The 22,399-nt window shown below is 73.0% G+C and carries 19 protein-coding genes; 11 read left to right on the top strand and 8 right to left on the bottom strand.

Annotated elements, in window-relative coordinates; all coding sequences use genetic code 11:
- Positions 1–647: 647 nt before the first annotated feature.
- Positions 648–1,460, top strand: coding sequence for an SAM-dependent methyltransferase (locus ACIRQY_RS02700; protein WP_403921912.1), 813 nt, complete (start codon positions 648–650; stop codon positions 1,458–1,460).
- Positions 1,457–3,619, top strand: coding sequence for an EAL domain-containing protein (locus ACIRQY_RS02705; RefSeq protein ID WP_351784638.1), 2,163 nt, complete (start codon positions 1,457–1,459; stop codon positions 3,617–3,619). Before ACIRQY_RS02700 ends, ACIRQY_RS02705 begins: the two co-directional genes overlap by 4 nt.
- 177 nt (positions 3,620–3,796) lie before the next feature.
- Here the strand turns inward: ACIRQY_RS02705 and ACIRQY_RS02710 are convergent, their stop codons facing one another.
- Positions 3,797–4,714, bottom strand: coding sequence for a LysR substrate-binding domain-containing protein (locus ACIRQY_RS02710; RefSeq protein WP_351784636.1), 918 nt, complete (start codon positions 4,712–4,714; stop codon positions 3,797–3,799).
- A 96-nt stretch (positions 4,715–4,810) separates the two neighbouring features.
- Between ACIRQY_RS02710 and ACIRQY_RS02715 the strand changes: the two genes are divergently transcribed.
- The 5 genes from ACIRQY_RS02715 (at position 4,811) to ACIRQY_RS02735 (ending at position 9,778) form a co-directional block, all read left to right on the top strand.
- Positions 4,811–5,536 (top strand): succinate dehydrogenase, encoded by a 726-nt coding sequence (locus ACIRQY_RS02715; RefSeq protein WP_351784634.1) that lies wholly within the window; start codon positions 4,811–4,813, stop codon positions 5,534–5,536.
- Positions 5,537–5,538: 2 nt separating this feature from the next.
- Entirely contained in the window at positions 5,539–7,491 is a 1,953-nt protein-coding gene (locus ACIRQY_RS02720; protein ID WP_403921915.1) for a fumarate reductase/succinate dehydrogenase flavoprotein subunit, read from the top strand.
- Positions 7,488–8,237 (top strand): succinate dehydrogenase/fumarate reductase iron-sulfur subunit, encoded by a 750-nt coding sequence (locus tag ACIRQY_RS02725; RefSeq protein ID WP_403921917.1) that lies wholly within the window; start codon positions 7,488–7,490, stop codon positions 8,235–8,237. Before ACIRQY_RS02720 ends, ACIRQY_RS02725 begins: the two co-directional genes overlap by 4 nt.
- A gap of 301 nt (positions 8,238–8,538) precedes the next feature.
- The gene (locus tag ACIRQY_RS02730) at positions 8,539–8,928 is read left to right on the top strand and encodes a tyrosinase cofactor (RefSeq protein WP_403921919.1); all 390 of its coding nucleotides are present in this window, start codon (positions 8,539–8,541) and stop codon (positions 8,926–8,928) included.
- A gap of 22 nt (positions 8,929–8,950) precedes the next feature.
- Positions 8,951–9,778, top strand: a complete 828-nt coding sequence (locus ACIRQY_RS02735) for a tyrosinase family protein (protein ID WP_351784626.1) — start codon at positions 8,951–8,953, stop codon at positions 9,776–9,778.
- A gap of 38 nt (positions 9,779–9,816) precedes the next feature.
- On the opposite strand, the gene ACIRQY_RS02740 is transcribed toward ACIRQY_RS02735, so the two are convergent.
- The gene (locus tag ACIRQY_RS02740) at positions 9,817–12,303 is read right to left on the bottom strand and encodes an ATP-binding cassette domain-containing protein (RefSeq protein ID WP_403921921.1); all 2,487 of its coding nucleotides are present in this window, start codon (positions 12,301–12,303) and stop codon (positions 9,817–9,819) included.
- A gap of 105 nt (positions 12,304–12,408) precedes the next feature.
- Complete coding sequence (locus ACIRQY_RS02745) at positions 12,409–13,431, bottom strand: MsnO8 family LLM class oxidoreductase (protein ID WP_403921923.1); 1,023 nt, start codon at positions 13,429–13,431, stop codon at positions 12,409–12,411.
- A 249-nt stretch (positions 13,432–13,680) separates the two neighbouring features.
- Between ACIRQY_RS02745 and ACIRQY_RS02750 the strand changes: the two genes are divergently transcribed.
- Positions 13,681–14,169 (top strand): hypothetical protein, encoded by a 489-nt coding sequence (locus tag ACIRQY_RS02750; RefSeq protein ID WP_403921925.1) that lies wholly within the window; start codon positions 13,681–13,683, stop codon positions 14,167–14,169.
- Positions 14,170–14,407: 238 nt separating this feature from the next.
- Here the strand turns inward: ACIRQY_RS02750 and ACIRQY_RS02755 are convergent, their stop codons facing one another.
- A complete protein-coding gene (locus ACIRQY_RS02755; protein WP_351784617.1) occupies positions 14,408–14,623 on the bottom strand; it encodes a dodecin in 216 nt (71 codons plus the stop codon).
- A gap of 308 nt (positions 14,624–14,931) precedes the next feature.
- Between ACIRQY_RS02755 and ACIRQY_RS02760 the strand changes: the two genes are divergently transcribed.
- The 3 genes from ACIRQY_RS02760 (at position 14,932) to ACIRQY_RS02770 (ending at position 18,144) form a co-directional block, all read left to right on the top strand.
- Positions 14,932–16,182 carry an extracellular solute-binding protein gene (locus ACIRQY_RS02760; protein ID WP_351784615.1) on the top strand — a complete coding sequence of 417 codons (1,251 nt, stop codon included), beginning with the start codon at positions 14,932–14,934 and terminating at the stop codon, positions 16,180–16,182.
- 139 nt (positions 16,183–16,321) lie between these two features.
- Complete coding sequence (locus ACIRQY_RS02765) at positions 16,322–17,248, top strand: GNAT family N-acetyltransferase (RefSeq protein ID WP_403921927.1); 927 nt, start codon at positions 16,322–16,324, stop codon at positions 17,246–17,248.
- The gene (locus ACIRQY_RS02770; RefSeq protein ID WP_403921929.1) at positions 17,245–18,144 is read left to right on the top strand and encodes a lysophospholipid acyltransferase family protein; all 900 of its coding nucleotides are present in this window, start codon (positions 17,245–17,247) and stop codon (positions 18,142–18,144) included. Before ACIRQY_RS02765 ends, ACIRQY_RS02770 begins: the two co-directional genes overlap by 4 nt.
- Here ACIRQY_RS02770 and egtD read toward each other — a convergent pair.
- From egtD to egtA, 4 genes are read right to left on the bottom strand one after another with little or no spacing between them, the layout of a single operon-like run.
- The gene (egtD, locus tag ACIRQY_RS02775) at positions 18,039–19,004 is read right to left on the bottom strand and encodes an L-histidine N(alpha)-methyltransferase (protein WP_403921931.1); all 966 of its coding nucleotides are present in this window, start codon (positions 19,002–19,004) and stop codon (positions 18,039–18,041) included. The genes ACIRQY_RS02770 and egtD overlap by 106 nt on opposite strands.
- Entirely contained in the window at positions 19,001–19,753 is a 753-nt protein-coding gene (gene egtC / locus ACIRQY_RS02780; RefSeq protein ID WP_403921933.1) for an ergothioneine biosynthesis protein EgtC, read from the bottom strand. The genes egtD and egtC overlap by 4 nt, the downstream gene beginning before the upstream one ends.
- Complete coding sequence (gene egtB, locus ACIRQY_RS02785; RefSeq protein WP_403921935.1) at positions 19,753–21,087, bottom strand: ergothioneine biosynthesis protein EgtB; 1,335 nt, start codon at positions 21,085–21,087, stop codon at positions 19,753–19,755. The genes egtC and egtB overlap by 1 nt, the downstream gene beginning before the upstream one ends.
- Complete coding sequence (egtA, locus tag ACIRQY_RS02790) at positions 21,084–22,343, bottom strand: ergothioneine biosynthesis glutamate--cysteine ligase EgtA (RefSeq protein ID WP_403921937.1); 1,260 nt, start codon at positions 22,341–22,343, stop codon at positions 21,084–21,086. The genes egtB and egtA overlap by 4 nt, the downstream gene beginning before the upstream one ends.
- Positions 22,344–22,399: the final 56 nt, after the last annotated feature.

The following is a 22,399-nucleotide window of genomic DNA, read 5'->3' on the forward strand; positions in this document are numbered from 1 at the left end:
GGCGGCCGGCACGGGAGTGGTGATGAGCCACACCAGTGCGAGCGCCGCCAGGGGGCGCGCGAGGAGTGAACCGAACAGAGACACGCCGACGAGCCTGAACACAAGAACGGCGCGCCGGGGCGGAATCGCTCGGGATTCGCTGGATGGAGGGGTTCTCGGGTCGTACTGGTTTGACGTTTCAGCGCGTCGGCGGCGGATTCGCCGCAATATCCTCGTTTCGGAGCGGGATGGTTTACCGAAGCGGCCGGATCGGTACGTACGGAGGGGGCCGTGTCGGCTCGTTTCGGCCTCCGCCGTCATATCTGTCCGGTTGTCGCCCTGTCGGGAGGAGTGGCGAACGGGGCATCCCGCACCGGCGACCGGGCGTCGTCAGGACAACGGCCGAGGTGCGGGCCGGGCGTGGGCACCCGGGGGGTGGGCGCGCGACTCCACCGGGAAGTCGACGCACGATCAGATGCACGTGAATGTGCACAGCCTGAAGGCGTGAACTCTTCGTTCGGAGAGCACGTGCCGATGACGTGTGACCAAGAACGGACCGCGAATTTCCGTTTCCACTCGCTCTCCTGGCGGGCGATCAGTAGCCTCACCTCGAACACCGGCCGCGAACACCTGGCCGCATCCCCCATGGCGACTTGTTGGAGACATCGATGGAGCGTCCACTCTGGGCTCCGCCTGGTACAGACATCTCGGTGCCGAGCGTGTCCCGTATGTACGACTTCTATCTGGGTGGCTCGCACAATTTCGAAGTGGACCGGGAAGCGGCGCGCAGGGCCATGGAGTTCATGCCTGGTCTGCCCAAGATCATGCAGGCGAACCGTGCCTTCATGCGACGGGCCGTCCGTCACGCCGTTGACAACGACGTCATCCAGTTCCTGGACATCGGCTCCGGCATTCCCACCTTCGGCAACGTGCACGAGGTGGCCCGCGCCGCCCACCCGGACGCCCGCGTCGTCTACGTCGACCACGACCCGGTCGCCGTGGCCCACAGCCGTGCCGTCCTGGAGGGCGACGACGGCGCCGACGTCGTCGCCGCCGACCTGCGCAAGCCGGCCGACATCCTGCACAGCCCCGAGGTCTCCCGGCTGCTCGACCCGGACCGACCCGTCGCCCTCCTCCTCGTCGCCGTCCTGCACTTCCTGGAGGACCGGGACCGGCCGTACGACGCGGTGGCCGAACTGCTCGACGCCCTCGCGCCCGGCAGCCTCCTCGTCCTCACCCACGCCTCCTACGAGGGCATCCCCCTCACCGAGGAACAGGCGGGCGGCACCGTCGGGGTCTACCGGAACATCCGCAGCCCCCTGGTGATGCGGTCCGGCGAGGAGATCGCCCGCTTCTTCGAAGGCACCGAACTGGTCGAACCCGGCCTCGTCCCGATGCCCCACTGGCGACCGGAGAGCCCGGTCGAGGAGGAGGACCCCTACGCCTTCTCCGGTTTCGCAGGGGTGGGGCGCAAGGCGTGAACGCCCCGTCGCAGCCCACCGGCGCCGCCGAAGCCGACGGTCCCGAGGACAGGCTCAGGCGGTTCGTCACCATCTGGGGCCGCACCATCTTCCCGGTGACCGCCACCTCGCTGACCCGTGCGGAGTTCGAGGGGCACCTGCTGCCGCTGGCCCGCACCCTGTGCGACGCCCTCCACGCCCGCCCCTTCGACACCGCCCCCGCGCAGCACGCCGGTGCGTCGCTGGTCGCCGCCCACTGCACCGACCCCGACGCCCTCGGCCGCAGCCTCGGCGTCGTCGATTCCTATCTGGTCCTCTACTGCGGTACGGAGTCGGACCTGGCCGCCGAGGAGCTCAGGGCCCGCTGCGCCCGCCTCCAGCACGCCATGGCCGCCGGATACGCCCAGGCCCTGCGCGAACGCACCCGCGCCGAGCAGGAGGCCATCGCCCGCTCCGCGCTCGCCGCCCGCAGCGCCGCCGAGGTCGCCCTGCACGCCACCGAGAGCCGCTTCCGCGCGGTCTTCGACGGGGCCGCGATAGGGATCGGCATCGCCGACCTCGACGGCAACGTCCTGGAGGTCAACGAGACCCTCACCCGGATGTTCGGCGGGGTCGAGAGTCCCCTGCGCACCCGGAAGGTGAGCGAGTGGGTCCACCCCGAGGACGGCCCGCACGTCTGGAAGCTGTACGACGAGCTGGTGCGCGGCGAGCGCGAGCACTACCGGGTCGAGAAGCCGTACTACCGGGGCGACGGCACCGTCCTGTGGACCAACCTCACCGTCTCGCTGCTCCGCGACGCGGGGGGCAACCCCCAGTACCAGCTGGCGCTGATGGAGGACACCACCGAACGGCGCCTGCTCCATCTGCGCCTGCGGTACGAGGCCACCCACGACGCCCTGACCGGACTGCCCAACCGGACGCTGTTCTTCGAACGCCTGGAGAAGGCCCTCGGGTCCGGCGACAACGCCCGCTTCGGCCTCTGCTACCTCGATCTCGACGGCTTCAAGGTCATCAACGACAGCCTGGGCCACTCCACCGGCGACCGGCTGCTCGTCGAGGTCGCCGACCGGCTCCAGAGCACCGTCACCGGCGCGGGCGAGATGGTCGCCCGGCTGGGCGGCGACGAGTTCGTCGCCCTCACCACCGGCGCCGTCGAGAAGCGGGACGTCACCGAGCTCGCCGACCGCATCCTCGCCGCCCTCGCCACCCCGCTGCGGATCGACGGCCGGGAGCTGACCGTGCGCGGCAGCCTCGGTGTCGTCGAGGGCCCGGCGGGCGAACGGACCCCCGCCGAGGTGCTGCGCAGCGCCGACATCACCATGTACCGGGCCAAGTCCGCGGGCGGCAACCGCTTCGAGCTGGCCGACCCGGAGGCCGACGCCCGCGCCATCACCCGGCACGGCCTGACCACCGCCCTGCCCGCCGCCCTGGAGCGCGGCGAGTTCTTCATCGAGTACCAGCCCCTCGTCCACCTGCACGACGGCAGCGTGCACGGCGCGGAGGCGCTCGTCCGCTGGTGCCATCCGCAGCACGGGGTGCTCGGACCCGACCGCTTCATCCCGCTCGCCGAGGACACCGGGCTCATCGTGCCGCTCGGCCGCTGGGTCCTCCAGGAGGCCGTCCGGCAGGCCCGCTTCTGGCAGACCCGGCACTCCGACGGCGGGCCGCTCAGGATCAACGTCAACCTCTCCCCGACCCAGCTGCACCACCCGCGTCTGGTCGCGGACACCGTGGACGTCCTGGAACGCTCGGGCCTCGACCCCGGCGCGCTCTGCCTCGAAGTCACCGAGTCCGCCCTCATAGGAGCCGACGAGGACCTGCTGAAGCCGCTGCGGCAGCTCGCCGAGATGGGAGTCGACATCGCCCTGGACGACTTCGGCACCGGCTACTCCAACCTGGCCAACCTGCGCCGTCTCCCGGTCAGTGTCCTCAAGCTCGACCGCTCCTTCACCCGGGGGATGCAGCAGCACCCGGTGGACCCGGTCGACCTGAAGATCGTCGAGGGCATCGTGTCCCTGGCCCACAGCCTGGAACTCGCCGTCACGGTCGAAGGGGTGGAGACCGGGGCCCAGGCCCGCCGGCTCCGCGACCTCGGCTGCGACACGGCCCAGGGCTGGTACTACGCCCGCCCCGGCGCCCCCGACCGGATCCACTCGCTGGTCCTGTCGGACGCGGTCTGAGGCCGCCCTCCCCACGGACGGCACCGGACTCCCCGCTTCGGGGGAGGCCGGTGAGGAGGGCGGAGAAGGCGCTCCTCGCCCGGCCGGGCTCCTTGTCCGGCCGGGTTTCCCGTCCGCCAGGGCTGCTCGTCCGTGTCCGGCCGGGCTTCTGGTGCGTCCGGGCTCCTCGTCCGTTCCTCAGGCCGGGATTCCGGTGCCCGCCGGGTCCGTCCGTCCCCGCCGGGAGGCGAGCAGGACCCGCTGGAGCTCCCGTGCGGCCCTCGGCGGTGCCACGTCGCTGCGGTGCGCCAGGGCGATCGTGCGGCGCAGCCCCGGCCGGGCGAGGGCGGTCACCCGGAGGTCGCGGCCCGCGCGCGCCGCCACCATCGCGGGGACGACCGCGAGCCCGAGCCCGGCCCGTACGAAACCGAGGACCGCGTCCAGCTCGCCGCCCTCGACGGTGAACGTCGGCTCGAAGCCCTCCGCCCGGCAGGCCGCCACCGTCAGGTCCCGCAGGTCGTAGCCGTGCCGGAACATCACGAGCGGCTGGTCCCTGAGGTCCTTGATCCGCACCGGGCGGGCGGGCCCGGGGGCGGAGGCGGCGGAGACCACCACCAGGTCCTCCCTGAGCAGCTCCACCGTGGTGAGCGCCGGTGACGGCGTGGGCAGCGGCAGCACCACCAGCGCCAGGTCGAGCGAACCGCGCGCCAGCTCCCGCACCAGGTCGTGCGAGCCGCTCTCCTGGATCAGCAGCTCGATCCCCGGGTGCAGGTCGTGGAAGGCGCGCAGGACGTCGGGCAGCAGACCCGTGCAGAGGCTCGGGGTCGCACCGAGCCGCACCCGGCCCCGCTTCAGCTGCGCCAGCTCCTGCACCTCCAGCCGGGCGGTCTCGGTGTCCGCGAGGATGCGGCGCGCGAGCGGCAGCAGGGCCTCGCCCGCGTCGGTCAGGGTGATGTTCCCCCGGGCGCGGCTGAACAGCTCGGCGCCCAACTCCTGTTCCAGCGCCTTGATCTGCTGGGAGAGGGACGGCTGTGAGACGTGCACGCGCTCGGCGGCCCGGGTGAAGTGGCGGGTCTCGGCGACGGCGACGAAGTAGAGGAGCTGCTGGAACTGCATAGGGCCAGAATAGGCGATCCGGATAGGTACGGCCTATCGAGATCAGCCGGACCATGTCTTGGACCTCTTGGGCCCTTCGGCCCTAGCGTCGTACACATGGCTCTGGCACCCACGAGGGACCGGACGACGCGCCGCCCGCCGTCCCCCGCACCGTCCCGCGGATTCCTGTCCTCGACCCTCGGCAAGAAGACGGTCATGGCGGTCAGCGGGCTGATCATGCTCGGCTATCTCGTCGCGCACGTCGCGGGCAACCTCAAGGTCTTCTTCGGCCCCGAGGAGTTCAACGGCTACGCCCACTGGCTGCGGGTCGTGGGCGCCCCCCTCCTGCACCACGAGTGGGCCCTCTGGATCGTCCGGGTCGTGCTCGTCGCCGCCGTCGTCGCCCACGCCGTCTCCGCGTACCAGCTCAGCCGCCGCGACCTGAAGGCCCGCCCGACCCCGTACGTCCACCGCCGTCGGCGCGCCTCCTACGCCACCCGGACCATGCGCTGGGGCGGGATCGTCCTCGCCCTCTTCATCGTCTGGCACATCCTCGACCTCACCACCGGCACCGTCCACTCCGGCGGATTCGAGGAGGGCAAGCCCTACCAGAACGTGGTCGACACCTTCTCCACCTGGTACGGCAACGTCATCTACCTCGTCGCCATGCTCGCCGTGGGGCTCCACGTCCGCCACGGCTTCTGGAGCGCGGCCCAGACCCTCGGCCTCGGCAACGCCCGCCGGGACCGCCTCCTCAAGATCCTCGCGAACGGCCTCGCGCTCCTGCTGACCGCCGGCTTCGTCTCCGTCCCCGTCGCCGTCATGACCGGAGTGGTGAACTGACCATGAAGACAACCGAGTTCACCGACTACACCACCGGGGCACCGCTCTCCGACACCAAGGCGCCCACCGGACCAGTCGCCGAGCGGTGGGACACCCGTCGCTTCCAGGCGAAACTGGTCAACCCCGCCAACCGCCGCAAGCACCGGATCATCGTCGTCGGCACCGGTCTCGCGGGCGGCTCCGCCGGAGCCACCCTCGCCGAACAGGGCTACCAGGTCGTCCAGTTCTGCTTCCAGGATTCGCCGCGCCGCGCCCACTCCATCGCCGCGCAGGGCGGCATCAACGCCGCCAAGAACTACCGCAACGACGGCGACTCCGTCCACCGGCTCTTCTACGACACGGTCAAGGGCGGCGACTTCCGCGCCCGCGAGTCCAATGTCCACCGGCTCGCCCAGATCTCCGTCGAGATCATCGACCAGTGCGTCGCGCAGGGCGTCCCCTTCGCCCGCGAGTACGGCGGACTCCTCGACACCCGCTCCTTCGGCGGCGTCCAGGTCTCCCGCACCTTCTACGCCCGGGGCCAGACCGGCCAGCAGCTCCTGCTCGGCGCCTACCAGGCGCTGTCCCGGCAGATCGCCGCCGGGAACGTCGAGATGCACGCCCGTACGGAGATGCTGGACCTGATCGTCGCCGACGGCAGGGCCCGGGGCATCGTCGCCCGCGACCTGATCACCGGCGAGATCACCACCCACCACGCCGACGCGGTCGTCCTCGCCAGCGGCGGCTACGGCAACGTCTTCTACCTCTCCACCAACGCGATGAACTCCAACGCCACCGCCGTCTGGCGGGCCCACCGGCGCGGCGCCTACTTCGCCAACCCGTGCTTCACCCAGATCCACCCCACCTGCATCCCGCGCACCGGCGACCACCAGTCGAAGCTGACCCTGATGAGCGAGTCCCTCCGCAACGACGGACGCATCTGGGTGCCGAAGGCCGAGGGGGACACCCGCCCCGCCGCCGACATCCCCGAGGACGAGCGCGACTACTACCTGGAGCGGATCTACCCCTCCTTCGGCAACCTCGTCCCCCGTGACATCGCCTCCCGGGCCGCGAAGAACGTCTGTGACGAGGGCCGGGGAGTCGGCCCCGGCGGACAGGGCGTCTACCTCGACTTCGCCGACGCGATCCGCCGCATGGGCCGCGCCGCCGTCGAGGAGAAGTACGGCAACCTCTTCGACATGTACGAGCGGATCACCGCCGAGAACCCGTACGAGGTCCCCATGCGGATCTACCCCGCCGTGCACTACACGATGGGCGGACTCTGGGTCGACTACGACCTCCAGACCACCGTCCCCGGGCTCTTCGCGATCGGCGAGGCCAACTTCTCCGACCACGGGGCCAACCGGCTCGGCGCCTCCGCCCTCATGCAGGGCCTCGCCGACGGCTACTTCGTCCTGCCCGCCACCATCAACGACTACCTCGCCCGGCACCCGGGCGCCGAGCCCCTCACCGACGACCATCCCGCCGTCCGCGAGGTGCTCGCCGAGACCGAGGACCGGCTGAACCTCCTCCTCGCCGTCGACGGCGACCGCACCCCCGACTCCTTCCACCGCGAACTCGGCGAACTCCTCTGGGAACACTGCGGGATGGCCCGCACCGAGACCGGGCTGCGCACCGCCCTCGCCCGCATCCCCGAGATCCGCGAGGAGTTCTGGCGGCGCGTCAAGGTGCCTGGCACCGGCCAGGAGTTCAACCAGTCCCTGGAGAAGGCCAACCGGATCGTCGACTACCTGGAACTCGCCGAGCTGATGTGCCTCGACGCGCTCCACCGCGCCGAGTCCTGCGGCGGTCACTTCCGCGAGGAGTCCCAGACCCCCGACGGCGAGGCCGCCCGCCGCGACGAGGAGTTCGGCTACGCCGCCGCCTGGGAGTTCACCGACGGCACCGCACCCGTCCTCCACAAGGAGGACCTCACCTTCGAGTACGTCCACCCCACCCAGCGGAGCTACGCATGAAGCTCACCCTGCGCGTCTGGCGCCAGGCGAACGCCGACGCACCCGGCGCCATGTCCACCTACGACGTGGACGGAGTCTCCGCCGACATGTCGTTCCTGGAGATGCTCGACACCCTCAACGAGGACCTCATCCTGCGCGGCGAGGACCCGGTGGCCTTCGACCACGACTGCCGCGAGGGCATCTGCGGCGCGTGCAGCCTCGTCATCGACGGGGAGGCCCACGGCCCGGAGCGCACCACCACCTGCCAGTTGCACATGAGGTCCTTCCGCGACGGCGACACCATCGACGTCGAACCCTGGCGGGCGTCCGCGTTCCCCGTCGTCAAGGACCTCGTCGTGGACCGCTCCGCGTTCGACCGGGTCATCCAGGCGGGCGGCTACATCAGCGTGCCCACGGGAGCGGCCCCCGAGGCCCACGCCACCCCCGTCCCCAAGGCGGACGCCGACAGCGCCTTCGAACACGCCGAGTGCATCGGCTGCGGTGCCTGCGTGGCCGCCTGCCCCAACGGCTCCGCGATGCTCTTCACCTCCGCCAAGGTCAACCATCTGAACGTGCTGCCCCAGGGTTCCCCGGAACGCGAGACCCGGGTCCTCGACATGGTCGCCCAGATGGACGCCGAGGGCTTCGGCGGCTGCACCCTGACGGGCGAGTGCGCCACCGCCTGCCCGAAGGGCATCCCGCTCCCGTCGATCACCGCGATGAACCGGGAGTGGCTGCGGGCCCAGCGCAAGGGGGCCCGAGGCTGAGCCCCGCGCGTCCTCATCAGGACAATCTTCGGGAGTGGGCTCCGCCACATCGAACAGTCCGACGCGAAAGATCATTCACAGAATGATCACTTTCTCCGTAGGATTTCCGCTCTGGAGCGCCTCCAGCGATTCGAACAGCAAGATCATCTATGTTCAAAGCTGTACTTTTCATGACAAGTTGGCCACTTCACGGCCAACCGTGCGGCGGCCGCTTCCGGCGCGCCCGGACCCCCGGGTACTGATGAGGGCCGCCGGGGGCACCTGACCGAACCCCCGGTCGAACAGACCATTTGGGGGTTCCATGTCCAGCTTCACCCGCCGCCGGGCTCTCGGCGTCGCGGCAGGCGCCGCCGGCGTCGCCGCGGGCCTCGCCGTGGCAGGCTCCGCCGTCGCCGCGCCCGACCGCCCCGCCACTCCCGCGGCCGACCCGGTTCCGGCCTCGTTCGACGAGGTCTACCAGGGCCGCCGCATCCAGGGCGGGCCCTCGCACGGCGGCCACCACGGGGGACACCACGGAGGCGGTTACTCCGTGACGATCGACGGCGAGGAACTGCACGTCATGCAGAACGCCGACGGCACCTGGATCAGCGTGATCAACCACTACGAGCCCGTCGCCACGCCCAGGGTGCTGGCCCGCGCGGCCGTCCGCGAACTGCAGGGCGCCCCGCTCGTACCCCTCACCGTCGGCTGATCGATCCAGGAGCGGCACCACCATGACCGTACGCAAGAACCAGGCCACGCTGACCGCCGACGAGAAGCGGCGCTTCGTCGCCGCCCTCCTGGAGCTCAAGCGCTCCGGCCGGTACGACACCTTCGTCACCACCCACAACGCCTTCATCATGAGCGACACCGACAGCGGCGACCGCGTCGGCCACCGTTCGCCGTCGTTCCTGCCCTGGCACCGGCGCTACCTCATAGAGTTCGAACAGGCCCTGCGGTCCGTCGACCCGACCGTCACCCTGCCCTACTGGGACTGGACGGCGGACCGCACCTCCCGGTCCTCGCTGTGGGCCCCCGACTTCCTCGGCGGCACCGGGCGCGCCCGCGACGGCCAGGTGACCGACGGCGCGTTCGCCCGGGTCGGCAACCGCTGGACGATCACCGTCCGCGTCGACGGCCGCGACTACCTCCGGCGCGATCTGGGGGCGGGCGGCCGTCAGCTCCCCACCCGCGCCGAGGTGGACTCCGTCCTCGCCATGGAGACCTACGACACGGCGCCGTGGAACAGCGCCTCGGACGGTTTCCGCAACCATCTGGAGGGCTGGCGCGGGGTCAACCTCCACAACCGCGTCCATGTCTGGGTCGGCGGCCAGATGGGCACCGGGGTCTCCCCGAACGACCCCGTGTTCTGGCTGCACCACGCCTTCATCGACAAGCTGTGGGCCGACTGGCAGGCCCGCCACCCGCGGTCGCCCTACCTGCCGGCCGCGGGCACGGCCGACGTCGTCGACCTCGGCGACACCATGCGCCCGTGGAACAACGTGACCCCGGCGGACATGCTGGACCACACCCCCCACTACACGTTCGACACGGCGGCCTGACGGAACCGGTCCCGCCCGCCCGTCCCACCGGACGGACCTCAGGTCCGTCCGGTGGGACCCAGGGCGCGGGCCAGATAGGGCGCGGTGCGGCTGTCCGCCGCCCGCGCCACCCGGTCCGGCGGCCCGGCCGCCACGATCCGCCCGCCCTCGTCGCCGCCGCCCGGCCCCAGGTCCACGACCCAGTCGGCGGCGGCCACCACGTCCATGTCGTGCTCCACGACGACCACCGTGTGGCCCGCGTCCACCAGACCGTGCAACTGGCGCATCAGCACCTCGACGTCCGCCGGGTGCAGGCCCGTCGTCGGCTCGTCGAGCACGTACACCGTGGGGGAGCGGTGCGGGCGCTGGAGCTCCGAGGCCAGCTTGATCCGCTGGGCCTCGCCGCCCGACAGCTCCGTCGCGGGCTGCCCGAGCCGCAGGTGCCCGAGGCCCACGTCGAGCAGGGTACGCAGGCTCCGGGCGGCGGCGGGCGTCCCCGCGAGGAAACCGGCCGCCGACTCCACCGTCAGATCGAGGACCTCGGCGACGGTGAGGCCCCGCAGCCGCACCTGGAGCGTCTCGGGGTTGTAGCGGGCGCCGTGGCAGTCGGGGCAGGGCGCGTACGTACGCGGCAGGAAGAGGAGTTCCACCGAGACGAAGCCCTCGCCCTGACAGGTCTCGCACCGGCCGCCGGGCACGTTGAAGGAGAACCGCCCCGCCCGGTAGCCGCGCTCCTTCGCCTCCGCCGTCTCCGCGAACAGCTTCCGCACCACGTCGAAGAGACCCGTGTACGTGGCCAGGTTGGAGCGCGGAGTACGGCCGATCGGCCGCTGATCCACCGTCACCAGACGTCCTCGATCGGCCGGTTCGCCGGCCACTGCCTCGGTCAGCGCGCCGACGAGTGTCGATTTGCCCGAGCCGGACACACCCGTGACGGCGGTCAGGACGCCGACCGGGAAAGCGGCGTCCACCCCGCGCAGATTGTGCCGGGTCACCGGCCCGGTCCGCAGCCAGCCCGCGGGCTCCCGGACCTTCCGCACCGGCGCGGGCGCCCGGTCGAGGAGGAATCGCCGGGTCACCGACTCCGCGACGTCCGCGAGCGCGCCCGGCGGACCGCTGTACAGCACCCGGCCGCCGTGCGTCCCGGCGCCCGGACCGACGTCCACCAGCCAGTCGGCGCGCCGGACCACATCGAGATGGTGCTCGACGACGAACACCGAGTTCCCCGTGGCCCGGAGCCGGTCCAGGACCACGAGCAGCGCCTCGGTGTCCGCCGGGTGCAGCCCGGCGGACGGCTCGTCCAGCACGTACACCACGCCGAAGAGCCCCGAACGCAACTGCGTCGCCAGCCGGAGCCGCTGGAGTTCACCACTGGAGAGGGTGGGGGTGGCCCGGTCCAGGCTGAGGTAGCCCAGGCCGAGTTCGGTCACGGTCGCGATCCGGGCCACCAGGTCCTCACCGAGGACCCGCGCGGTCTCCGAGCCGATCCCCGCCGCCGTGTCCCTCGCGGCCCCGGCCTCCGCCGCCCGGCGCCCCGCCGGTCCGGTCCCGGCCGCTCCGGTCCGGGGCTCTTCGGCCTCGGCCGCGCCGGTCCCGGTCCGCCGGGTCTCCGTGGCGAGCAGTTCGGACAGGGCGGTCAGCGGCAGCGCGGCGAGCTCCGCGATGGTCCGGCCCGCGAACGTCACCGCCAGCGCCTCGGGCCGCAGCCGCCCGCCGCCGCACACCGGGCACGGCGCACTGGTCAGGAAGCCCTCCGCCTTCGCCCGCAGCGCCGGGCTCCTGGAATCGGCGAAGGTGCGCAGCACGTACCGCCGGGCGCTCGTGTACGTGCCCTGGTACGGACGCTGGATACGGCCCGCGTCCCGCACCGGGTGCACCGTGACCACCGGCTGCTCGTCCGTGAGGAGGATCCACTCCCGGTCCTTCGCGTCGAGCTCGCGCCACGGCCGGTCCACGTCGTACCCGAGGGCGTCGAGAACGTCCCGCAGGTTCTTCCCCTGCCAGGCCCCCGGCCAGGCGGCGACGGCACCCTGACGGATCGACAGGGCAGCGTCCGGGACGAGCAGTTCCTCGCTCGTGTCGTGGACCCGTCCGAGGCCGTGGCACGAAGGGCAGGCCCCCGCAGCCGTGTTGGGCGAGAAGGCGTCCGAATCCAGCCGCTCCGCGCCCGCCGGGTAGCGCCCGGCGCGGGAGAACAGCATCCGCAGGGAGTTGGAGAGCGCCGTCACGGTCCCGACGGAGGAGCGTGCGTGGGGGGAGGACCGGCGCTGCTCCAGGGAGACCGCCGGGGGCAAGCCCGTGATCTCCCCGACGGCCGGGGCCCCCACCTGGTGGATCAGGCGTCGCGCGTACGGGGCGATCGACTCGAAGTAGCGGCGCTGGGCCTCCGCGTAGATGGTGCCGAACGCGAGGGACGACTTGCCGGAGCCGGACACCCCGGTGAAGACGACCAGCGCGTCACGGGGGATGTCGACGTCCACCCCGGCGAGGTTGTGCTCACGGGCGCCTCGGACGCGGACGTACGGGTCGTGGGGGCTGTCGTGCATACGATGATTTTATCCGCACGGCCCCGTTTGCCCCGGTCGGGGTGGACCGTGCGGGGAGCGTCCCGGCCGCACGCCCCCGGACGCACGCCGCCCCTCCCGTGGCCCTCACGCCGTGTCGCGTGGCTCCAGGCCGACCGTCCGCGCGAGTTCCCGGTACGAGGCGCTCAGCGCCGTCCGGTCGTACGTGCTCGTGGTGACGAGCACCTCCCGCGCCCCCGTCTCCCGCACCGCCCGCCCGAGGGCCTCCCGCACCTCCTCCGCCGTGCCGTGCACATGCCCGCGCAGCCCGGACTCGTAGAAACCGCGCTGCCGCTTCGTCATCGTCAGTCCCTCGATCCGCTCCGGCGGGGCGAGCGGCGGGAACTCCCCGCGCGTGCGGGAGTACGCCAGGGACCACGCCTCCGGCATCAGCAGCCGACGCGCCTCCTCCGTCGTCCCGGCCACCACCACCGTCCCCGCGACCACCACGTACGGCTCGGCCGCCCAGCCGGAGGGGCGGAAACCGGAGCGGTACGTGTCCACCGCGGCCAGGAGCCGGTCCCGGCCGCGCAGGTCACCGATGACCAGCGGCAGTCCGGCCGCCGCGGCGATCGACGCGCCCTCACCGGTCGCCAGGACGAACGGCGGGACCCGCAGGCCCTCGGCGGGCCGGGCCCGTACCCCCGGATGGGCCGTCCGCTCCCCGGTGAACCAGCCGAGGAGCTCCGCGAGCTGCTCGCCGAAACGGTCCGCCTCGTCCTTCTCCCGGCCGAGGGCCCGCCGCACGCCGTCCGTGAAACCCACCGAACGGCCGACGCCCATGTCGATCCGGCCGGGGAACAGCGACTCCAGCACGCCGAACTGCTCGGCGACGACCATCGGCCGGTGGTTGGGCAGCATCACCCCGCCCGTACCGACCCGGATGCCGGAGGTGGCGGCGGCCACGGCGGCGGCGAGCACCGTCGGCGCGGAACCGGCGACCCCGGGCACACCGTGGTGCTCCGACACCCAGAACCGGTGGAAGCCCAGGGCGTCCGCCTCCCGGGCCAGACGCACGGTCTCCCGCAGCGCCTGCGGGGCGTCGCCGCCCTCCCGCGTACGGGAACGGTCGAGGACGGAGAAACGGATGCCGTCGAGATAGCTGCTCACCTCAGCTTCAACACGGGCGGGGCGGAGGGATTCCCGTACGGGCCCGGGAGGCCTCCCGGCCGCGTGGTTCGTCCGGAGCCCACCCCGTACGGCCGGACCGGTCGAGGCCTCGGCGGTGCGCGTCCGTCCGCCGGGAGGTCCGGTGGGACGCGTGCGGCGGTCCGGTGGAGCGCGCCTGCCGGGAGGTCCGGCGGGGCGCGTCCGGCCGGCCCGGCGCGTCTGTCGGTCCGGCCTCCTACGCTGGAACGCGTGACAGCCGACACCCGGCCCCTGGCCGTCTTCGACCTCGACAACACGCTCGCCGCGACCGCCCACCGCCAGCACTTCCTGGAGCGGCGGCCCAAGGACTGGGACGCCTTCTTCGCGGCGGCGCCCGACGACCCGCCGCTGCCCGAGGGGATCGCGCTCTGCCGCGAGGCGGCGGAGGAGTGCGACATCGTCTACCTCACTGGCCGCCCCGAGCGCTGCCGCCGGGACACCCTGGCCTGGCTGGCCGCGCAGGGACTGCCGGAAGGGCCGGTCCACATGCGGCGCGCCCGGGACTTCAGGCCCGCCCGGGTGACCAAGGTGGAGGCGCTGCGGGTCCTGGCCGCCGACCGGCGGGTGCGGATGCTCGTCGACGACGACGTGCTCGTCTGCGACGCGGCGGAGGCCGCGGGATTTCCCGTGGTGCGCGCCCACTGGGCCGCCCCCTCGGTGGAGCTGAGCGACGCTCAGGAGAAGGAGGGCAGGACCTGAGGGCCCGGCAGGTCCTGAGGCCCGGCAGGACCCGGGGCTCGACGGGATCCCGGGATCGGGGGCTCGGCGGGATCCGGGGCCGGGAGAGTGCGGCGGGACCCGGCGGGACCCGGCCGGACCGGCGGACGAGCCGGGGCTCCTGAGGGTCGCCGGAAGCCCCGGCGGGCCCGGAGAGGACCCTGCGGACCCCGAGGACCCCGGAGGGTCTCTCCGGGGCCGCAGGTCACCGGTGGCTCCCTCAGGTCTCGTCCTCCAGCCGGAACCCCACCTTCAGTCCGACCTGGTAGTGCTCGATCGCGCCGTCGACGATGTGGCCGCGTACCTGGGACACCTCGAACCAGTCGAGGCCCCTCAGGGTCTGCGAGGCGCGTGCGATGCCGTTGCGGATGGCCTCGTCCACGCCCTCGGTGGAGGTGCCGACGATCTCGGTGACGCGATAGGTGTGGTTCGACATGGGTGCCGAGCTCCTCTCGGTGCGGTCCCTTCGGTGCGTTCCCTCCACCGTGCCCCAGGGAGGGGCCGCGCGCGACACGACGGGGTCCGCGCGGCCGACAGGTGTGCATCGAAGGGTAATTACCGCAGGTAACGGCCCAGGTCGGGCGCAGGCGTGCGGAATGGGATGGTCAAGGACTTGACCATCGGCATGGTCCAGACCAGAATCCAGGCCACATACCCGCGCGAACAGCCCGTTCGGTCCCCCCACTGCCGGGTCAGCCCCCACATGCCGCACGACCTCGTGCTGAACCGCAGAAGGTGACCCACGTGAAGAACCGCCACCTCGTCTGTCCTCTCGCAGCCGCGACCGCACTAGCCCTCGCGGGCTGTGGAATGCTCCCGGGCACGGGTGGCGGGACGAAGACCGTCAACATATGGCTCATGCGGGACAGCGTCAGCGAGGACTTCCTCGACCGCTTCACCAAGGCGTACGAGGAGGAGCACGACGGCGTCGAGCTCAAGGTCACGGTCCAGGAGTGGACGGGCATCGGGAAGAAGGTCACCGAGGCCATCCAGGGCTCCGGCGGACCCGACGTCATCGAGGTCGGCAACACCCAGGTCGCGCAGTACGCCGACACCGAGAAGCTCTTCGACCTCACCCTGGAGTCCGTCCGCGACCTGGGCAGCGAGGACTGGCTGCCCGGTCTCGCCGAGCCCGGCAGCATCGGCGGCTCGCAGTACGGCATCCCCTGGTACGCGGCGAACCGCATCGTCATCTACAACAAGGACCTCTTCGCCGACGCGGGCATCGACAAGCCGCCGGCCACCCGCGCCGAGTGGCTGAAGAGCACCGAGAAGCTGAACCACGAGGGCTCCCAGGGCATCTACCTCGCGGGGCAGGACTGGTACACCCTGGCCGGATTCATCTGGGACGAGGGCGGCGAACTCGCCGTCGACAAGGGCGGGGAGTGGACCGGCGCCCTGGACAGCCCGGCGGCCCGGCGCGGCATGGCCTACTACAAGGAACTCCAGTCGCTGGGCTCCGGACCCAAGAACGCCGACGAGCAGACCCCGCCGCAGGCCGACGTCTTCGCCAAGGGCGACGTGGCCCAGCTCATCGCCGCCCCCAGTGCCGTCGCCGCCATCCTCAAGGCCAACCCGGGCCTCAAGGACAAGCTCGGCTACTTCCCGATCCCCGGTCAGAAGGCGGACCAGCCCTGCGTCGTCTTCACCGGCGGCTCCGACCTGATCATTCCGGAGAACGCGCCCCAGCGCGCCGCCGCCCTGGAGGTCGTCAAGGCCCTGGCGGGCGAGAAGTGGCAGACCGAACTCGCCCGCGCCATGGGATACGTCCCCAACAAGAAGGGCCTCGCCTCCGTCGTCGCCAACCAGGAGGCCACCGCCGTCATGGCGAAGGCCGCCGCACGCGGCCGGGCCACCCCCAGCTCCCCCCAGTGGGCGAACGTCGAGGCCGACAACCCCATCAAGCCCTACATGACGGCCGTCCTCCAGGGCGAGGACCCGGTGAAGGCCGCCAAGAGGGCCTCCGAGGAGATCACGGAGACCCTCTCCGAATAGCATTTCAGCGTTCGCACACCCGCGATCCTCCATCCGGTCACGTCGAATCCAGCCGGTCACGGAAGAAGTAGGGAGCCGGGCCACCGCTCGCACGGCCCGGCTCCGACCTCGCCCCTTCCGTACGCCGGAGGAGTCCGACATGGCCGCACCCACCCCCACGCTCGCCGCGCCGACGGCGCAGTCCGCCGCCTCGACCGCGCCGACCGCCGCACCGGTCCCGGGGCCCACCGCCCCGGAGCACCCCACCCCCACGCCCGCCCCCGGCGGGCCGGGGGCCACCTCGGACCGGCCGGGGACCACCGCCGGCCGGACGCGGGCCGACACCGGACGGCCCGCGCCCGGGTACCTCGTCGGGCTCGCCCGGAACCAGGAGGACGTACGGGCCGCCCAGCGCCTGCGCCACCAGGTCTTCGCCGGAGAGCTCGGCGCCCGGATCGAGGGCCCCGAACCCGGTCTCGACACCGACGCCTTCGACGCGTACTGCGACCACCTGCTCGTCCGCGAGGAGACCACCGGCGAGGTCGTCGGCACCTACCGCATCCTGCCGCCCGACCGCGCCGCCGTCGCCGGGAGCCTCTACTCCGAGAGCGAGTTCGACCTCTCCCGGCTCGCACCGATCCGCCGCGACCTGGTGGAGGTCGGCCGCTCCTGCGTCCACCCCGCCCACCGCGACGGCGCCGTCATCGCCCTCATCTGGGCCGGACTCGCCCGCTACATGACGACCAGCGGCCACGACTGGCTCGCGGGCTGCTGCTCCCTCCCGCTCACCGACGGCGGCGCCCTCGCCGCCGCCACCTGGGACACCGTCAAGGCCAGGCACCTCGCCCCCGAGGAGTACCGGGTCACCCCGCACAAGCCGTGGAACCCCGAAGGCATCGCCCGCCCCGAGGGCCGTACCGCGCTCCCGCCGCTGCTGCGCGGCTACCTCCGCCTCGGCGCCCAGGTCTGCGGCGCCCCCGCGCACGACCCCGGCTTCGGCGTCGCCGACCTCTACGTCCTGCTCTCGCTGCGCCGCACCGACCCGCGCTACCTCCAGCACTTCCTGTCGCTCGTCCCGGCCCGGTGAACCGGACCGCCGCTCCCTCACCGTGGCTCCCCACGGCGCCCTGCGTCCCCGGCCGCTGCACCGCCCACGAGCCCGTCCGCCCGCCCGGACCGCCCGGGGACCCCGCGGGCGTCCTCCGGGCCCTGGTCCGGCTCGTCGCCGGCCTCGGCACCCTCGCCCTCGGCCTCCTGTGCGCCCCCGCGACCGGTCTGCTGCCGACCGCCGCCCGGCACGCCCTCGTCCGGCACTGGACCCGGGCGGCGGTCCGCGCCTTCGGGGTCCGCGTCCGCCACGAGGGGGCGGCCCCCGCCACCGGGCCGCTCCTCGTCGCCGCCAACCACGTCTCCTGGCTCGACGTCCTCCTGACCGCGACCGTGCTGCCCGGCCGGGCGATCGCCAAGACCGAGGTGCGCGGCTGGCCCGTCCTCGGCCTCCTGGCGGCCCTCGGCGGCACCCTCTTCCTGGACCGGGACCGGCTCAGGGCCCTGCCCGGCACCGTACGGACGGTCTCCGGGGTGCTCGCCGGAGGCGGCCGGGTGATCGTCTTCCCCGAGGGATCGACCTGGTGCGGGCGGGCCCGGGGACGCTTCCGGCCCGCCGTGTTCCAGGCCGTCCTGGACGCCCGCGCCGCCGTCCAGCCGGTGCGCGTGGCGTACGAGCCCACCGACGCCGCCGCCTACGTCGGCCCCGACTCGCTCGCCGCCTCGGTCCGCCGGATCGTCACCACCCGCCGCCTCACCGCCGTGGTCCGCCTCGGCGAGCCCCTGCCGGGCCCCCGGTACCCCGACCGCCGGGCCCTGGCGGCGGCGGCTCAGCGGGCGGTCGCGAGGGACAGCGCGAACCTGCCCCCGCTGTCCGTCCACCAGCGGTCCAGATCCAGCCCCGCGGCGGCCAGCTCCGTCCGCACGCCCTCCTGACGGAACTTCGCGGACACCTCCGTCCGCATCTCCTCGCCCGCCGCGAACGGCACCACGAGATCCAGCTCCGGGATCTTCACGGTGAGGGCGCGGCGGGCCCGCAGCCGCATCTCGATCCACTCCCGCTCCCGGTCCCACACGGCCACGTGGTCGAAGGCCTCCGGATCGAAGTCCGCGGCCAGCTCCCGGTCGATCACGGACAGCACGTTCTTGTTGAACGCCGCCGTCACCCCGGCCGGGTCGTCGTACGCGGCGACCAGCGTGGCCTCGTCCTTCACCAGGTCCGTACCGAGCAGGAGGGCGTCGCCCGGTGCGAGCATCGCCCGCACCGACCGCAGGAACGTCGCCCGCTCACCGGGCAGCAGATTCCCGATGGTGCCGCCCAGGAACGCCACCAGCCGCGGCCCGGGCGTCCCCGGCAGCCCGAGCCCCCGGGTGAAGTCGGCGACGAGCGCGTGCACCCGCAGCCCCGGCCGCTCGGCGAGCAGCGCCTCCGCCGCCCCCGTCAGCGCGGACTCGCTCACGTCCACGGGCACATAGCTGTCGAGGCCCGGCAGCAGCGCGTCGATCAGGAAGCGGGTCTTCTCCGAAGAACCCGAACCCAGCTCCACCAGGGTCCGCGCCCCGGTCACGGCCGCCACCTCCGGGGCCCGCGCCTTCAGGATCTCCCGCTCGGCCCGGGTCGGGTAGTACTCCGGCAGCCGGGTGATCTCCTCGAACAGCGCGCTGCCCCGCGCGTCGTAGAACCACTTCGGCGGCAGCTCCTTGGGGGTGCGCGTCAGCCCGTGCAGGACGTCGGCGCGCAGATCGGCGCCCGCGGCGTCGGGGGCGAGGGTACGGGTCAACTCGAACGGGCTCACTCGGACGGCTCCTTGAGCGGGGTGAGGGTGACGTCGTCGCGGGTCGCGGTCACGAGCGTCCGCCCGGGAACCGCCCGCCAGCGCGGATCGTCGTCATAGGGTTCGGAGGCCACGACCGTCCGGCCGTGACCCGTCAGGTACCACAGGCTGTTCCCCCACGAGGTCGCGGTGATCCGCTCGCCGTCGGTGAGGAGCAGGTTCAGCGCGGCACCCGGCGCGGCGGCGGCCACCTCCCGCACCGTGTCGGCCAGCGCCCGGCCGGGCTCGTCCCCGGCCCGCAGCCGGTGCAGCACGAGCGCCCAGAGCAGCGCCGCGTCGGTGCGGGCCTCCATCCGCAGCAGCTCGCCCGCCCGCAGCGTCGCCGCGAGCGGCACGAGCGCGTCGAACCAGTCCGCGACGGCGCCGTTGTGGCTGAACAGCCAGGGCCCGGCCGCGAACGGGGCCGCCGCGGCCTCCCCGTCGGCGCCCGGCAGGGTCGCCCCCCGGACCGCCGCGAGCAGCGCCCCCGAGCGCACCACCCGGGCCAGGTCGGCGAAGGACAGGTCCCCCCAGATCGGGGCCGCCCGCCGGTACCGCGCGGGCACCGGATCGCCCTCCGCGTACCAGCCCACCCCGAACCCGTCGGCGTTCACCACCCCTCTGGTCTGCGCCCGGGGCTCCCACGACTGCCGCAGCAGCCCGTGCGGCGGCCTGACGAGCAGCTCCCCGAGCGCCACCGGTGTTCCCACATAAGCGATATGACGACACATCAGACAGGCTCCGCGTCCCGTGCGGTCCGGAATCCGGCGAAGATCTGCCGCCGCACCGGCAGGTCCCAGTTGCGGAAGGTGCCCCGGCAGGCGACCGGGTCCACCGCGAACGACCCCCCGCGCAGCACCTTGTGCCCGGGGCCGAAGAAGACCTCCGAGTACTCCTTGTACGGGAACGCCCGGAAGCCCGGATACGGCAGGAAGTCGCTGGCCGTCCACTCCCACACGTCACCGATCAACTGCCGCACGCCGAGCGGTGACGCGCCCTCCGGCCAGCTCCCGGCGGGGGCGGGGCGCAGATGCCGCTGCCCCAGGTTGGCGTGGCCGGGACCCGGGTCCGTGTCCCCCCACGGATACCGCCGGGACCGCCCCGACACCGGGTCGTGCCGTGCCGCCTTCTCCCACTCGGCCTCGGTCGGCAGCCTGCGCCCCGCCCAGCGCGCGTAGGCGTCCGCCTCGTACCAGCTCACGTGCACCACCGGCTCCTCCTCGGGCACCTGCTCCGTCGTCCCGAACCGGCGGCGCAGCCACTGCCCGCCGTCGAGGTGCCAGAACAGCGGCGCCGCGATGCCGTGCTCCCGCACCTGCGCCCAGCCCTCGGGCCGCCACCAGCGCGGGTCCGTGTAGCCGCCGTCCGCCATGAACGCCAGATAGGCGCCGTTGGTGACCGGCGTGGTGTCCAGCCGGAACGCCGGTACGAACCGGACGTGCGCCGGACGCTCGTTGTCCAGCGCCCACGGCTCCCCGGACGTCCCCATCGTGAACGGCCCGCCGGGGACGAGGACATCGGCGGGCAGCGGCCCGGACCGCAGATCGGGCGGCGGGAGGTCGGTCAGCGCGGACGGCCCCTCACGCAACTGATGGGTGATCAGCATCGTCTCGTCGTGCTGCTGTTCGTGCTGGGCGATCATCCCGAAGGCGAACGCCTCGTCGAGCAGCGGCCGGCCCTCGAACCGCGCCCCGGTCAGCACGTCCAGGACCCGCGACCGCACGTCCGCCGCGTACGACCGGGCCTCGCCCGGCGCGAGCAGCGGCAGCGAGGGACGCGCGGAACGCGGATGCTCGAAGGCGTCGTACAGCGAGTCGATCTCGGGCCGCAGCGCCTCCCGGCCCGCCACGGCCCGCCACAGCCACTGCTCCTCCTGGTTGCCGATGTGCGCCAGGTCCCAGACCAGCGGTGACATCAACGGTGAGTGCTGGGCGATCAGTTCACCGTCCTCGACGCATGATGTCAGCAGCGCTGTGCGGTCCCGCGCGGAGCCCAGCGCGGCCAGCACCCGCCGCCGCAGGTCCTCGTGCCCGGCGGGACCGAACTCCGTCTCCGTCGGCGTCATGACGTCACCGCCTCGAACTCGTCGGCCGGGCAGCTCCCGGGTATCACGTACCGCTCGTGGAACGCGGCGACCGCCTCCCGCACCTCAGGGCCCGCCCCGATCCGGGGCAGCGCGTCGAGGGCCGCGGCGAACACCTCCCGGGTCACCGCGTGCAGCTCCGGATCGGCCAGCCCCTCCCGGGCCGCCGCCAGCCAGAGCGGATTGCGCGGCGCGGGGCCGGGACCGGCCCGTTCCGCGAGCGGCCGCACCGCCCGGTGCACGGTCTCCGCCGCCTCGGGATCGTCGAACACCGCCGTCGTCACCGCCACCGGAACCATCCAGCCGTCCTGGCCGGACTGCGCGTCGACCATCCGCAGTTCCAGATGACCCCGGGGCCGTACCGGCGGGAAGAGCGTCGTGATGTGGTAGCGCAGATCGTCGGCGTCCGGCGGCCGGGGCCCGCCCGACCGCAGCCAGTCGCGGAAGGTCAGCCCCTCCGGCACCGCCCACGGCCCCTCGTCCGCCCGTACGCACATCACCGGGGTGTCCAGGACGTGCGCCGTCCACTCCTCGCGCGGCTCCTCCTCCGGGGCCGGGGCCAGCGCCCGCAGCGGATCGAGATCGGTCCACAGGGCCTGGCGGGTGGACCGCCAGCCCGTCCGGCGGCCACCGTGCCGGGGCGAATTGGCGAAGGCCGCCACCAGCACGGGCCCGAGCAGATGAGCCAGGCGCCACCTGCGGTGATAGCCGAGCGGCCCGGGGCCGGGCAGACCCGCGTCGAGACAGATCTGCACCGAGGCGGACTCGCACATCATCGCCCGGCCCGCCGGACCCGTCCGGTTCAGCGCCGTCTCCATCGCGTCGTAACGGGGTTCCTGGAGCACCCGGCCGCGGGGCGCGTGCCAGGGGTCCACCCCATAGCCGTTGAGGGTGAGGCCGAGCGGCCCGAGCGCCGACCGGACCGCCCGCAGATCGGCGGCGAGGGAGTCGAGGCACTCCATGAGCGAGCCGGCCGGGCGCGAGCTGAGCTCCAGCTGCCCGCCGGGTTCGAAGGTGAGCGCCGACACCAGCGGCAGCGACCGCACGGTGTCGAGGGCCGCCGCGAGGCGCGGCGGCCGGACCGGCAGCCGGGGGTCGCGCAGATCGTGCACGAGCCACTCCAGCTCCGCCCCCACGGTGCGGGGCGGGCCGGTCTTGAAACAGATACATCGGAGCAGATCCTCCGCGTCCCCCTCGGTGAGAGGGGGACCGCCGAAGGGTGTGCCGCTGGACGGCATCCGAACACCTCCTGGTCATCGGGACGGGTCCCGGGGAGTTGCTGTCTCCACCTAAA

Source organism: Streptomyces sp. NPDC101490 (assembly GCF_044767145.1).
Lineage (GTDB): Bacteria > Actinomycetota > Actinomycetes > Streptomycetales > Streptomycetaceae > Streptomyces.